Below are 14,173 nucleotides of genomic sequence, written 5' to 3'. Positions count from 1 at the left end.
CTCCTACAGCGATTCAAGCACCTTGTTGATCGCCACCACCATCTCCCCTACATTAGTATCTGTTAGGTCGGGACTGATGTCTAGGTGTACCGCCCGCCCAAGCAGATCCAGCGTCCGAGGACACATCTCCCGGTCATAGCTAACGTCACGCTGGTTCCATCTCCAAGGACCCTGGGCTCCCCAGTACTGCTTGTTGAGGATCGGTGTCCAGTGGAAGTAGACATGGTAATCAGATGAACCTCTCTGGAACAGTACACTGCTGCATGTCAGTCCCTCTGCATGCAGAGCGCTAACTACATACTGCGCTGCCTCGGGTGTTCGCATATAGAACACAAGCGAGATACCGGCCTCACCATCCTCATCGTGTAGCCGTCGGAATCCCATGGTCCGCGATTCGACGACGTCCGCTATGGCCTCCTTGAGCGCCCGTTTGTGTTTCCGGCTGTCCCTAAGAATCCCCTCCAGTTTGTCCAGTTGGGCCAGCGCCACTGCTCCTTGTAACTCTGACATTCGACAGTTAACCCCAATGATCGTCCTATCCTGAGGGAGGCCAGCTCTCTGGCTGGCGGCCACGTCGTGGTACATGAGTGCACGCTCGTATACTTCTTCCTCACTGGTCGTTACCATTCCCCCCTCGCCAGACGTCAGTATCTTGTTGAACTGCAGGCTAAAGGCGCCAGCATGCCCAATACTCCCTAGTCTAAGTCCATGGTAACTCGCCCCATCGGCCTGAGCCACATCCTCCAATACCTTGAGCCCATAGCGGTTAGCTATGGACATGATCGCGTCCATATTCGCTGGTGTGCCACGCATATGCACGGGTATGACCGCCTTCGTGTATTTGGTGATCTTCTCCTCAAAGTCTGCAGGATCAAGCGTGAGAGAGTCATCCACCTCCGCGATCACCGGCACGGCACCCACCGCAACCACCGCAGCAGCTGTGGAGATCCAGGTATAAGCAGGCACGATCACCTCATCACCTGGACCCACCTCAAGCGCTGCTAGCGCAGCGGCAAGCGCCGCGGTACCAGAAGACACCGCCAGAGCATAACGAGTACCAACCATCTTGGCGAACCGTTGTTCTAGCTCGGCCACTTTGGATGGGCCAGGTTCGGGACCATAGTACCTAAAGAGCCGCTTGCTCCGCAGAACCTCAAGCACCGATGCCTCCTCCTCCTGCCCAATCCTCATACCTCCTGGGTACATAGGGGGCAGCGGATGTATGACCGCAGGAGCACCACCGTCAATAGCAAGCTTGCCAGAGCTTACACCTCTCGACTGCGTTGACATGGGACCTTCTCCTTTCTAACAAGATATACAGCTACTTCAAACTCTCTGCCGCGAGCCCAGACACAAAGTGCCGCTGCAGGGTGGCAAAAAGGATAACTATTGGTACACTAGCCAATACGGAGCCAGCCATTACTATCACCGGTTGCACAACATTGCCCTGGCGAGCTATAACCGAAAGCCAGAGCTGGACGGTAAACTTCTCCTGGCTCCGCAGGAACACCAACGGCCCAAGGAAGGAGTTCCAGCTATCAAGGAACACAAATATCGCAAGCGAGGCTAGTGCAGGGCGGATGACGGGCAATACGATCCGCCAGAAGATGCCGAATTCTCCTGCTCCATCTATCCTCGCAGCATCTAGCAGCTCATTGGATAAGGATAGACAATACTGCCGCATCCAGAAGATGCCAAAGGCATTAGCGATCCCTGGGATAATCAATGGATAGTAGGTGTCTATCCAGTGCAGCTTAGACATAATGATGTAGTTGGACACCATCCCCACGCCTGTGGGGATCATCATTGTTGCTAATAGCACAACAAATAGCGGCTCGCGCGCGCGAAATCTCAGCTTGGCAAACGTGTAACCCGCAAGCGCACTGAAGAGTACCTGCAGCACAACCGGGATAGTAGCTAGAACCGTGCTGTTCAATAATCCTCGTCCGAACAGCGAACGCTAGTACAGAATGTGGTGGTTTTCCAGTGAAGGATGCCGCGGAAAGAGCGCTATGGGCATCTGATAGAACTCCGACATGGGTCGCAGTGACGTGATTACCATGGGCATGGCACTAAGTAACCCCAGGAAACGCCTTCGACTTAGCTTTCCCCCACTCACGGTATCCTCCTCACACTCCTGACTCTCGCCCCGTCTCGTCAAACATCAGATTACATCTACCCCTAGGTTGTGTCAATTACCTCCCCGAGCTGAATGCGAAGCACAACCCTTAGATCCCGTGCCCTGAGAGCTGTGGGCCCTCAATCATATTCTTCCCAGTCTTACCTTAAATGAAATGCCGCTCGGTTATCTGAGGCTCGATAGTAGGGTGCGCAAACCCTCTCACACCCCTCCAAACAAGCCGCGTTACGGATTAGCCAAGGCAAGCAGATCATGCAACAAAATACTTAGCCAGAAGGACCAAGAGATTCTAGCTCTTGTCGGAGAACCTAGATGTGGACTGCCGCTCGACGAGCCGGCTGTAGACGAGCGTCTTGGTGGGGATCTCGCGCTCCCCCTCCATCAGCCGATGCAGCTTCCGCATCGCCAGGATGCCCATCTCCTGACGGGGTATGTGGACCGTGGTCAGAGGTGGGTGGGTGTAGGCGCTCTCGGATACGTCGTCTATGCCGACCACGGATATATCCTGGGGAATCCGCAGGCCAGCCTCACGGATGGCGTTCATCGCCCCGAAGGCGGTCTTGTCGCTGACGGCGAACACGGCGGTGGGTTTCAGTCCAGCCTGCAGGATCTCTCTCATCTGTAGGTAGCCCTTCTGAGGATGGCCGGACACCGGCGCGGGCATCATCTCGGCAGGCACCGAGAGCCTCGCCTCGGCAAGCGCGGACATCGCGCCGTGGAAGCGGTCCACGAGGCTGCTGTACTTTGTCGGGCCACGCAGCACCGCTATGTCCCGGTGCCCGAGGTCGATCAGGTGCTGCATCGCGGTATAGCCGGCCGCGAAGTTGTCCCCTATCACGCAGTGGAGCTCCTTGCCGGGCACGTAGCTCTCGATCAGCACCATAGGCAGCTCGAAGGACTGCAGCTGCACCACCATGTCGTGCGAGATGTCGCCGTCGTTGGCCACGATTAGGCCCTGCACAGATCCAAGTAGGCTGTCCCGCAGGCTGTCGAGGTTCTCCTGGGCGCGGTCGAACATGTGCAGCGCCACCTGATACCCTAGGCGCTGGGCTTCGGACTGCAGGCCACGGATGATATCGCCGTAGAATATGTCCACGATGACAGGCATGGAGCCCTTCTCGATGAGCAGCCCTACCGTGCCGGTGTGCCCGTTGCCCTTGACCGAGGGCGAGTAGCCCATCTCGGCCATGATGGACAGCACGCGGTTGCGCGTCTCCTCCGACACCCCCGGCTTGTTGCGGGCTACGAGGGAGACCGCGGAGACCGACACGTTGGCCGCCCTGGCGATGTCTCTCATGCTCGGCTTCTGTCTGCCCATATATCCCCTCTATCGCTGTGAGCAATTATACAACTTTTCCCAGATCGGTTACCGATACTAGACTATTACTAGAATGTATAGTATAAATATATTACACAAGATAGTTGTATACCACATATTTTGTAGTAAACTAAGGGGGTGAGATATAGAAGCAGCCCTTGTCCCCTAAGGCTCAACCAGGTGCAGGAGACACACTACAACACACATCGGAGGAAGGTATCAATGGACGATCTGCGCGAACTCATCGAGCAGCTCTCAAGTGGCAGGATCTCCCGTCGGGAATTCATCCGCAAGGCGTTCATGCTGGGCCTGTCGGCGAGCGCCATAGGCTCCATCCTGGCGGCCTGCGGCGGTGGCGCCGGCAGCACCCCCACGGCTGGGACGTCCGGTGGCGCCGCAAGCAGCCCCTCGCCCTCGCCATCGGGCAGCCCCAAGAGCTCGGCGTCCGCGCCGCCTCCCACGCCCACGCCGTACAAGCCCCAATCCTTTGGCTCCAAGTCCGCCAAGGTGAAGATCCGCTACTGGACCATCCTGAGCAGCGTGGACGGGATCGTCATGAACGACCTAGTGCGCAAGTTCACCGAGGAGAATCCCGACATCGCCGTGGAATCCCTGCAGGGGCTCACCGACTTCATCCAGAAGATGCAGGCCGCGGCCATCAGCGGGACCGCCCCCGACGTGGCATTGGTTCGTCACACGTACATAGGTCCGTTCGCCTTAAAGAACGTGCTCTCCGAGCTGCAGACCACGGAGCTGGAGGAGGCGGGCATCAAGGCAGAGGACTACTACCCCGAGGTGTGGAAGTTCACGCAGTTCGAGGGCAAGCAGTACACCGTGCCGCTGGACATGCACTGCCACGCAATGCTCTACAACAAGAAGATCCTGCAGGACAACAACGTGAGCGTGCCCACCACGCTGGACGAGTGGACGGCCGTGGTCGAGAAGGTCAGCAAGGACGGCATCATCGGCTACCAGACCTTCGCCCTGGGCGCTGGGGCTCAGGAGTACCTTACCTGGTACTGGTACGGCATCCACAAGCAGTTCGGCGGCGAGATGCTCTCGGAGGACGGCACCAAGGCGGCGTTCAACACGCCGGAGGGCATCGAGGCCGTCAAGTGGATGAAGGACATCCAGCAGAAGGGCAACCCCAAGAACGCGGCGATCACCGACCTGGCGCGGACGGGCAAGGTGGCCACCTGGCCGGATGGTCCCTGGATCTCTACGCTGTACTTCAACCCGGAGAAGTCGCCGGCGGCCAAGGATATAGACGTGGTGCCGCTGCCGCAGCACGACCCGAAGCACAAGGCCGTGTGGGGCCAGAGCCACCAGCTGGCCCTGCCCAGGCAGCAGAGCCAGGACCAGGCCAGGAGGGAGGCGTCCCTCAGGTTCATCGAGTGGATCACGCGCCACTCGGTCGACTGGGCGAAGGCCGGGCAGATACCCGCGCGCAACTCCGCCCGCCAGGAGGCCCTGCAGAGCAACGACCGCTACCTGATGAAGCTGCGCGCCTGGGCCAAGCAGCTGCCCTACCTCAAGTTCATGCCGATCCATCCCGCTATCCTGGAGATCATGCCCAGGATAGCCGCCAACGTCGAGGGGGCCATCCTCGGGCGCTGGAGCGTGGAGCAGGGCCTCAAGCAGGCCGAGAACGAAGTCAATCAGATACTTGCCCGCTCTGGGCAGTAAAGTCCTAAGGGGGGCGTAGCCATGGACATCACACAGGCAACTTCCAAGGTAGCTAAGGGAGCCAGGGTCAGGCGCCTCGTGTGGGGCGAGCAGTCGGCGTTCTATCCCCTCATCTTCATGGTGCCCTACCTGGTGTTCTTCGTGGTCTTCATGCTCTGGCCCATCTTCTACGGGCTGTACGTCAGCCTGACGAAGTGGGACCTGCTGACCCCACCTCAGTTCGTGGGGCTAAAGAACTACATCGACGTCCTGCGAGATGACCTGTTCTGGAGGTCCTTCCGGAACACCGTCCTGTTCGTGGCGCTGAACGCCCCCCTATCGATCGTCATACCCCTGGGGCTGGCGCTGCTGGTCAACGGGCCGATCCTGGGCAGGACGATCTTCCGGTCGGCCTTCATCTCCCCGATCATGATCTCCGTCTCGACGGTGGGCATCCTCTGGACCTGGTTCTACAACCCCAACTTCGGGCTGATCAACTACTATCTGGGTAAGCTCGGCCTGCCTGGCCAGAACTGGCTATCGCAGGCCGGTTGGGCGATGGTGGCGATCGTGATCACCACGGTGTGGTGGACCACAGGATGGAACTTGGTGCTCTTCCTGGCGGGGCTGCAGGACATCCCGGAGGAGCTGTACGAGGCGGCCAGGATAGACGGGGCGGGCAGCTGGGCGCTGTTCCAGTACATCACGCTGCCGGGGCTGCGCCCCACGCTGCTGTTCGTCACGGTGACCACCGTGATCGCCTCCTTCCGAGTGTTCGGGCAGGTGTTCGTCATGACCGGTGGTGGGCCGTTCGACTCTACGCGGACGCTGGTGCAGCACATATACGAGACGGGGTTCAGGTACTTCCGCATGGGGGAGGCCTCGGCAGTGGCGTGGCTGCTGTTCTGCGTGGTAGCGGTCTTCACGCTGCTGCAGTTCAGGGTAATGAGCGAGAGACAGTAGAGGAGAAGAGCGATGGCAGCTATCACACACAGAAGATACGGAGTAGCTACCGCCCTCAGCAGCAACAGGCTGCGCCACAGGGTGCTGCCCCAGACCATCCGCTTCGTGGTGCTGTGTGCCCTGGCGTTCCTGTGGGCGGTGCCAGTGATCTGGATGCTGCTCACGTCCCTCAAGCCGGAGGCGCAGATCATCACCCCCACGCCCCACTGGCTGCCCGACAAGCTCAGCGACTTCACACTGGGCAACTACAAGTCGGTGCTGTTCGAGCCCCGCGGCGTAGACCTGATAGAGGCCTTCAAGAACAGCCTGTTCATATCCACCACCGGCACGCTGCTCGTGGTGATAGTGGACGTGCTGGCGGCCTATAGCCTGGCCAGGCTGACCTTCCCGGGGAGAAACCTGCTGTTTGCGCTCATCATAGCGTCCCTGATCGTGCCGGGCGAGATCCTGCTCGTGCCCAACTACGTGACCGTGTGGAGGCTGCACTGGCTGAACACCTACAACGCCCTCATATTCCCACCGCTGGCTGGAGGCTTCGGGGTGTTCATGCTGAGGCAGTTCATGCTGGGCATACCCAAGGAGCTGGAGGAGGCCGCCCGCATCGACGGCGCCGGGAGGTTCCGCATCCTGTGGATGATCATCCTGCCGCTGACTAGGGGGGCGATAGCTACCCTGGCGATATTCACGTTCCTCGGCTACTGGAACGAGTTCACCTGGCCATACATCGTGATCAACGCGGCCGATAGGATGCCCATGCCCGTAGCGCTCATCCAGTTCAGGGGGGACTACTGGAGCAACTACGGCCAGCTGATGGCCGGCGCGGCGATCTCCGCGCTACCGGCGATGATCGTGTTCCTCATCGCCCAGAAGATGATCATCAGGTCCATCACGCTGACCGGTATCAAGGCCTAGATCAAGTGTTGGGATCTGAGGGAAATTCGTTGTATCCTAGCATAAACATACACGTTGGAGGGAATGGATCGTTATGGAAGGTGGAAAGACCGCAAGGATAGTGCTGGACAGGGACTTCAAGATAGGGGACATAGACCCCAGGATATACGGCGGCTTCCTCGAGCACATGGGAAGAGCCATCTACACCGGCATCTACGAGCCGGGACACCCCACGGCCGACGAGCAGGGCTTCCGGCAGGACGTGCTCGACCTGGTCAGGGAGCTGGGCGTGCCGATAGTGCGCTACCCAGGGGGCAACTTCGTCTCGGGCTACAACTGGGAGGACGGCGTTGGGCCTAAGGATCAGCGCCCGCGCAGGCTCGACCTGGCCTGGAGGTCGCTCGAGACGAACGAGGTGGGCACCAACGAGTTCGCCGACTGGACCCTCAAGGCCAACTCCCAGATGATGCTGGCGGTGAACCTCGGCACGCGCGGCATAGACGCCGCCAGGAACCTGGTGGAGTACTGCAACCACCCGGGGGGCTCGTACTGGAGCGACAAGAGGCGGGAGCACGGCTATCCCGACCCCCACAACGTCCGGGTGTGGTGCCTGGGCAACGAGATGGACGGGCACTGGCAGATAGGGTTCAAGACCGCTGTGGAGTACGGCAGGCTCGCCGCGCAGGCCGGCATGGCCATGAAGCTGGTGGACCCTTCGATAGAGCTGGTGGCCTGCGGCAGCTCCAGCATATCCATGCCCACTTTTGGCGAGTGGGAGGCCACCGTGCTCGACCTGGCCTACCACCACGTGGACTATATATCGCTGCACACCTACTACGGCAAGGGCGATCTCGACACGCCGAGCTACCTGGCCAGGTCCCTCGGGATGGACGAGTTCATCGAGGCCGTGGTCTCGATCTGCGATTACGTGCGCTCCAAGAAGAAGCTCAGGAAGCGCATCCACCTCTCGTTCGATGAGTGGAATGTTTGGTACCATTCAAGAGAGGAAGACAGGAGGATCATGGAGCAGCACGCGTGGCAGGTAGCGCCGCCTCTGGCCGAGGAGCGATACACCCTGGAGGACGCCCTCCTGGCAGGCTGCATGCTCATCTCGCTCCTCAAGCACGCCGACCGGGTAAAGATCGCGTGCGTGGCCCAGCTCGTCAACGTCATAGCCCCGATAATGACCGTCCCGGGCGGGCCGGCGTGGAAGCAGACGATCTACTACCCGTTCATGCACGCTTCGCGGTACGGCAGGGGGACGGCCCTGCTGATGCAGGTCGACAGCCCCCAGTACGCCGACCCACAGTACGACGCGGTGCCCTACCTGGAGGCCGTGGCGACCTACGACGAGGAGCACGAGGAGGTGAGCATCTTCGCGGTCAACCGCAGCCAGGAAGACCCCCTGTACCTGGAGGGAGACCTGCGCTGCTTCACGGGCTACGGGGTGCAGGAGCACCTGGTGCTGTCGCACGCGGACCCGCACGCCACCAACTCGGCGGAGCAGCCCCACAACGTCCGGCCGGGGCGCGTCGAGGGCTCGCAGGTGCGCGAGGGCCGGCTGGAGGCCGAGCTGCCACCCCTCTCCTGGAACGTGATACGCCTGTCTTCCCGAAGATCGAGCTAGAGAGGTGAAGGAATGAAGGTTCTGGTAACCGGAGGGGCGGGGTACGTCGGCAGCGTGGTGGTCGACGAGCTCATCGCCCGCGGCGACGAAGTGGTGGTGATCGACAACCTGTACCAGGGACATAGGGAGGCTATCAACCCCGAGGCTAAGTTCGCGCAGGTGGACCTGCTGGACGCGCACGCGGTGGCGGAGGTGTTCGACGCCAACCCCGGCATAGAGGCGATCATGCACTTCGCCTCCCACACGCTGGTGGGAGAGTCGATGCAGCGGCCCGAGCTGTACCTGCGCAACAACATCGTGATGGGGGTCAACCTGCTGGAGGTGGCGGTGCCCAGAGGGGTGCGCAAGTTCATCCTCTCCTCCACCGCCAACCTCTTCGGCAACCCCACCAGGGTGCCGATAGACGAGTCCCAACCGCTGGACCCGGGATCCCCCTACGGGGAGTCCAAGCTGATGCTGGAGCGCATCCTGCGCTGGTACGAGAGGATCTACGACCTGAGGTACGGCGCGCTGAGGTACTTCAACGCCGCGGGCGCCACCGAGCGGCGGGGCGAGCACCACGATCCCGAGACCCACATCATCCCCCTCGTACTCAGCGTGGCGCTCGGCAAGCGCGACAGCTTCACGATCTACGGAGGCGACTACCCCACCCCGGACGGCACCTGCATCCGGGATTACGTCCACGTGTACGACCTGGCCCAGGCGCACCTGCTGACGCTCGACGCCCTGAAGGAGGGCAGCAGGACCTACAACCTGGGCAACGGGCAGGGCTTCAGCAACCTGCAGGTGGTGGAGGCGGCTCGCAAGGTCACGGGCCACCCTATCCCCACCCAGATAGGGCCCAGAAGGCCGGGGGATCCAGCGGTGCTCGTGGCCTCCTCCGAGAAGATACGCTCCGAGCTGGGCTGGCAGCCCAAGTACGCCGATCTCGAGAGCATCATCCGCTCCGCCTGGGAGTGGCACAAGAGCCATCCATCTGGATACAAGGAGGATTAGGGCGTGGCTGGCGGTCTGTGGGAAGAGAGGTGGCATCCGCTACGTCAGGAATGGGTGGTGATCGCCGCTCACAGGCAAACCCGTCCCTGGGTGGGCGCGCAGGCCCTGGTGGCCGACGTGCCCACCCCCTCCTACCTGCCGGACTGCTACCTCTGCCCCGGGAACGTGCGCTCCAGCGGCGAGCGCAACCCCGACTACAAGAGCACCTACGTGTTCGATAACGACCACCCGGGATTCAGCATGGACGCTCCCAGGGAGATCGAGCAGCCCCCCCCTCCCTACAGGGCCCAACCGGCGCTGGGCAAGGCCAGGGTCATATGCTACAGCCCGTACCACAACCTCACGCTCGCCGAGATGCCGGTGGAGCAGATCCAGGAGGTGGTGCGCGTCTGGCAGCAGCAGACGTGCGACCTGGGCAACTACCCCGAGATCAAGCACGTGCTGTGCTTCGAGAACAAGGGCGAGCTGGTGGGCGTCTCCAACCCCCACCCACACGGCCAGGTCTACGGCTCCAGCTTCGTCTTCAAGACCATAGAGGTGGAGCTGGACGCCACCGTGCGCTACCACCGCGAGACCGGCAGGGTGCTCTTCCAGGACATCATCCGCGCCGAGCAACAGGACGGCCGGCGGATCCTCTACGAGGACGAGTACGCTATAGCCTTCGTGCCCTACTTCGCCCGGTACGCCTACGAGGTGTACGTGGCCCCCAAGCGCACCGTGCCCCACGTACATCAGCTCCGCGACGTCGAGGTGGAGTCCCTGGCTAGGGCGCTCAAGGACGTGACCGTGCGTTATGACAACCTGTGGCAGCTGCCTTTCCCGTACGTCATGCCGCTGCACCAGGCCCCCACGGATGGTGGGGACTACAGCCTGTTCCACTTCTTCATAGCCTTCCACCCACCCCTGCGCACCCCCAACCTCCAGAAGTTCCTAGCGGGGCCCGAGATCGGTGGGGGCAACTTCCTGAGCGACACTTCCCCCGAGCAGAAGGCTGCGGAGCTGCAGGCCCTGCCGACGGTGCACTACAAGCAGAGGGGGCAGGCATGATCCCCGCAGCCGCGGAGCTCCTGGCAGCCATCCGAGAGATCCACGCGCACATACGGGACGAGGTGGTGGCAGAGTGCGAGAGGGTCGACCTCGAGCAGCTGCAGCAGGTGGCTGAGGAGACCGAGGGCGATACGATCTACCGGATCGACAAGGTCTCCGAGGCGGTGCTGCTGGCGGAGTTCTCGCAGCTGGCGCGCGAATTTCCCCTGGTGCTCATCGCTGAGGGGGTGGGCGCCGACGGGCGCACCGTCCTGCCGGAGGGCAAGCGCGAGGAGGAGTGCACGCTCCGCGTGATAGTCGACCCCATAGACGGCACCCGTGGCATCATGTACCAGAAGCGGGCGGCCTGGATCCTGACGGGCGTGGCGCCCAACAGGGGCGGCTCCACCTCGCTGGCGGACGTGGAGCTCGCGGTGCAGACCGAGATCCCCCTCATCAAGCAGCACCTCTGCGACTGCTTGTGGGCCATCAGGGGCGAGGGCGCCGGCGGCTACAGGTTGGACAGGCTGTCCGGGGAGACCTCTCCCCTCCGCCCCGCCCCCTCACGCGCCCCCACGATAGAGGGGGGCTACGGGCAGATAGCGCGCTTCTTCCCAGGGGGCAGAGGGACGCTCGCGGCGATAGAGGACGAGCTGATCGAGCGCCTGCTGGGCCCGATACCCCCCGGGAAGGCACAGACCTTCGAGGACCAGTACGTCTCCACCGGCGGCCAGCTCTACGAGCTGTTGATGGGGCACGACCGCTGGGTGGCCGACCTACGCTCGCTGGTGTCCCCCGGGCTCTGCTGCCATCCTTACGACCTGTGCACGGAGCTGATAGCTCGCGAGGCCGGGGTGATAGTCACGGACGAGCGCGGGCGGCAGGTAGCGGCCCCGCTGGACGTGACCTCCAACCTATCCTGGATAGGGTACGCCAACCCGCGCATCCGCGAGCAGGTGGAGCCCGCGCTGTTGGCCCTGCTGCGGGAGCACCAGCTGCTGAAGCACTGACACAAGTTGAGAGGAGTAGCTATGTGGCGACTTGCAACCAGACCTCAAGTCCATCTGCCGGGGCTGGCGGAGTTCATCGCCGTAGTCAGCGCATCCGACATGTTCTCCGCCCATAGCCCCATATATATAGGAAGGGCGCCTGGGAGGCTCGACCTCATGGGCGGCATCGCCGACTACTCAGGCTCCCTGGTACTGGAGCTGCCCTTGGAGGCGGCGGCCTTCGCGGCGGTACAGCTGGTGGAGGACCCCACGCTCACCGTGCACAGCTGCAACGCCGACGAGCTCGGGACCGCCAAGGCGTCCGTGAGCTTGGAGGTGCGGGCGCTGCTGGGGGGCTACCCAGAGGTCCGAGATCTCCTCGGGGCGGATCCCGAGGCGCACTGGGCGGCCTACGTGGCGGGAGCGGTCACGGTGCTGCACCACGAGGCCGGGATCTCCCCCGAGGGAGGCATGCGGCTGTTGCTGGACTCCAGGGTCCCGCCCGGCAAGGGCGTGAGCTCCTCCGCGGCCGTAGAGGTGGCATCGATGCAGGCGATCTGCAACGCCCTGGGCCTGGATGTGCCCCCGCGCCAGCTGGCGATCTGGTGCCAGAAGGTCGAGAACCTGGTGGTGGGGGCTCCCTGCGGGGTCATGGATCAGATGACGGCCGCCTGTGGCCAGCAAGACGAGCTGCTGGCGCTGCTCTGCCAGCCTGCCGAGCTCCAGGGCAGCGTCCACCTGCCGGCCAACGTGCGGGTATGGGGTCTGGACTCCGGCATCAGGCACGCCGTCTCGGGCGCGGACTACACCTCGGTGCGCGTCGGGGCCTTCATGGGGTACAGGATCATCACCCAGATGGAGGGGCTGCCCTCAAGGCAGGTAGGTGCTGGCCGGGTGGAGGTGCAGGACGATATATGGAGAGGGTACCTGGCCAACGTGCCGCCCTCCATCTGGGAGTCGCGCTACCGCGATCGGGTGCCCCCGGAGATGAGGGGCGAGGACTTCCTGAGGGAGTACGCGGGCATCACCGACAGCGTGACGCGCGTGGATCCGGGCCGGCTCTACGCCGTCCGGCAGCCCACCGCCCACCCGATATACGAGCACCACAGGGTGAGGCTCTTTCGAGCGCTGCTGGAGGCAGATCCCGACGAGGAGGCCCTGCAGCTGCTGGGCGAGCTGATGTACCAGTCGCACGCCAGCTACAGCGCCTGCGGCCTGGGGTCCGACGGCACCGACCTGATCGTCGAGATGGTCAGGGAGGCGGGGCCGGAGGCAGGGCTCTACGGCGCGAAGATCACCGGGGGCGGCAGCGGCGGTACCGTGGCCATCCTGGGCACGGCCGATGCCGAGCCGACCGTCAGGGAGATCGCCGAGCGCTACGCACGGGAGACGGGTAGGGAGGCCACCTTGATATCCGGGTCATCGCCGGGCGCCCACGCATCCAAAGGTTTGAGGCTAGTGCGCGACTAGGACCAAGAGAGGAGGCAAGAGCATGACGGGCATCACTCGCAGGACGCTGCTCCGCTACGGGCTCGGGATGACTGCCGGCCTGGCGCTGGCGGGCTGCGGAGGCGCCTTGTCCACCAACGCGGCCACATCCCCACGAGCCAACAGGGACATATACGTGCACGATCCATCGTTCATCGAGGCAGACGGTAAGCTGTACGTCTTCTCGACGGGCTACGAGCCGGTAAACGATGGCACGATCATGATCAGGCGCTCCACCGGCCAGATCGGGATGTGGGAGCTCATAGGCACGGTGTTCGACCAGATACCGCAGTGGATAAGGGACGAGGTCGGCGACATCCCCAACCTCTGGGCGCCGGACATCTCATTCTGGCGCGGCAAGTACCACCTATACTACGCAGGCTCCACCTTCGGCACCAACCACTCGGTGATAGGGTTGGCAACGAACGTCACGCTCGACCCCAGCAGCCCGGATTACGAGTGGGTGGACGAGGGCCTGGTCTTCCGCTCCACGCCCAGCGACAACTACAACGCCATAGATCCCGAACTGGCGATCGATGCCGATGGCCACGCCTGGCTCGCGTTCGGCTCCTTCTGGGACGGCATCAAGATGATCCAGCTGGACCCCGACACGGGCAAGCCCCTGGCAGGGGGGAACATCCACTCGCTCGCCTCGCGGGGAGGTGGGCCCATAGAGGCACCAGCCATCACCTATCACGACGGCTACTACTACCTGTTCGTATCCTTTGATTTCTGCTGCCGAGGGGTCGACAGCACCTACAAGATCATGGTCGGTAGATCCCAGCAGATCACTGGCCCCTACGTGGACAAGGAGGGCAAGCACCTGCTCGAGGGAGGCGGCAGCCTCCTGCTCGACAGCCACGGGCGCTTCGTCGGCCCCGGCGGCGAGGACGTGTACGCCGGAGGCGGGGAGTACCTGCTGGTCCACCACTACTACGACGCCCACGAGCACGGAGCACCGAAGCTCCAGATACGCAAGCTCTCGTGGGACGGCCACGGCTGGCCACGCGCCGGAGGGCCACTCGTCGCTCCGTGACAACAGGGCCGCGTCATTCCTTATACTGCTGTAG

13 protein-coding genes are annotated in these 14,173 nt (G+C 62.6%); 9 read left to right on the top strand and 4 right to left on the bottom strand.

The window, feature by feature from the left end; translation table 11 throughout:
* Window positions 1-3: 3 nt before the first annotated feature.
* From TTER_RS11225 to TTER_RS15845, 4 genes are all read right to left on the bottom strand, one after another.
* On the bottom strand, window positions 4-1,290 hold the full coding sequence (locus tag TTER_RS11225; protein ID WP_012876142.1) for a DegT/DnrJ/EryC1/StrS family aminotransferase: 1,287 nt from the start codon (window positions 1,288-1,290) through the stop codon (window positions 4-6).
* Window positions 1,291-1,321: 31 nt separating this feature from the next.
* The gene (locus tag TTER_RS11220) at window positions 1,322-1,936 is read right to left on the bottom strand and encodes a carbohydrate ABC transporter permease (RefSeq protein WP_049823064.1); all 615 of its coding nucleotides are present in this window, start codon (window positions 1,934-1,936) and stop codon (window positions 1,322-1,324) included.
* A gap of 493 nt (window positions 1,937-2,429) precedes the next feature.
* Entirely contained in the window at window positions 2,430-3,458 is a 1,029-nt protein-coding gene (locus tag TTER_RS11215) for a LacI family DNA-binding transcriptional regulator (RefSeq protein WP_012876141.1), read from the bottom strand.
* 194 nt (window positions 3,459-3,652) lie between these two features.
* On the bottom strand, window positions 3,653-3,964 hold the full coding sequence (locus tag TTER_RS15845) for a hypothetical protein (RefSeq protein ID WP_169302688.1): 312 nt from the start codon (window positions 3,962-3,964) through the stop codon (window positions 3,653-3,655).
* Between the two features lie 49 nt (window positions 3,965-4,013).
* Between TTER_RS15845 and TTER_RS11210 the strand changes: the two genes are divergently transcribed.
* The 9 genes from TTER_RS11210 (at window position 4,014) to TTER_RS11170 (ending at window position 14,139) form a co-directional block, all read left to right on the top strand.
* Entirely contained in the window at window positions 4,014-5,144 is a 1,131-nt protein-coding gene (locus TTER_RS11210) for an extracellular solute-binding protein (RefSeq protein WP_241215281.1), read from the top strand.
* 21 nt (window positions 5,145-5,165) lie between these two features.
* Entirely contained in the window at window positions 5,166-6,086 is a 921-nt protein-coding gene (locus TTER_RS11205) for a carbohydrate ABC transporter permease (RefSeq protein WP_012876139.1), read from the top strand.
* Between the two features lie 12 nt (window positions 6,087-6,098).
* Window positions 6,099-6,998: a carbohydrate ABC transporter permease gene (locus TTER_RS11200; RefSeq protein ID WP_012876138.1), complete on the top strand. Its 900-nt coding sequence runs from the start codon at window positions 6,099-6,101 to the stop codon at window positions 6,996-6,998.
* A gap of 73 nt (window positions 6,999-7,071) precedes the next feature.
* Window positions 7,072-8,604, top strand: a complete 1,533-nt coding sequence (arfA, locus tag TTER_RS11195) for an arabinosylfuranosidase ArfA (protein WP_012876137.1) — start codon at window positions 7,072-7,074, stop codon at window positions 8,602-8,604.
* Window positions 8,605-8,616: 12 nt separating this feature from the next.
* The gene (gene galE, locus TTER_RS11190) at window positions 8,617-9,600 is read left to right on the top strand and encodes a UDP-glucose 4-epimerase GalE (protein WP_012876136.1); all 984 of its coding nucleotides are present in this window, start codon (window positions 8,617-8,619) and stop codon (window positions 9,598-9,600) included.
* A gap of 3 nt (window positions 9,601-9,603) precedes the next feature.
* Window positions 9,604-10,647 (top strand): galactose-1-phosphate uridylyltransferase, encoded by a 1,044-nt coding sequence (gene galT / locus TTER_RS11185; protein ID WP_012876135.1) that lies wholly within the window; start codon window positions 9,604-9,606, stop codon window positions 10,645-10,647.
* On the top strand, window positions 10,644-11,636 hold the full coding sequence (locus tag TTER_RS11180) for an inositol monophosphatase family protein (RefSeq protein WP_012876134.1): 993 nt from the start codon (window positions 10,644-10,646) through the stop codon (window positions 11,634-11,636). Before galT ends, TTER_RS11180 begins: the two co-directional genes overlap by 4 nt.
* A 6-nt stretch (window positions 11,637-11,642) precedes the next feature.
* Window positions 11,643-13,085 (top strand): galactokinase, encoded by a 1,443-nt coding sequence (locus tag TTER_RS11175; RefSeq protein ID WP_241215274.1) that lies wholly within the window; start codon window positions 11,643-11,645, stop codon window positions 13,083-13,085.
* Between the two features lie 22 nt (window positions 13,086-13,107).
* Window positions 13,108-14,139: a family 43 glycosylhydrolase gene (locus tag TTER_RS11170; protein ID WP_012876132.1), complete on the top strand. Its 1,032-nt coding sequence runs from the start codon at window positions 13,108-13,110 to the stop codon at window positions 14,137-14,139.
* Window positions 14,140-14,173 lie beyond the last annotated feature (34 nt).

Origin of the sequence: Thermobaculum terrenum ATCC BAA-798 (assembly GCF_000025005.1) — a bacterium.
Taxonomy (GTDB): Bacteria; Chloroflexota; Chloroflexia; order Thermobaculales; family Thermobaculaceae; genus Thermobaculum; species Thermobaculum terrenum.
This window is presented reverse-complemented; position numbering and strand designations above follow the sequence as displayed.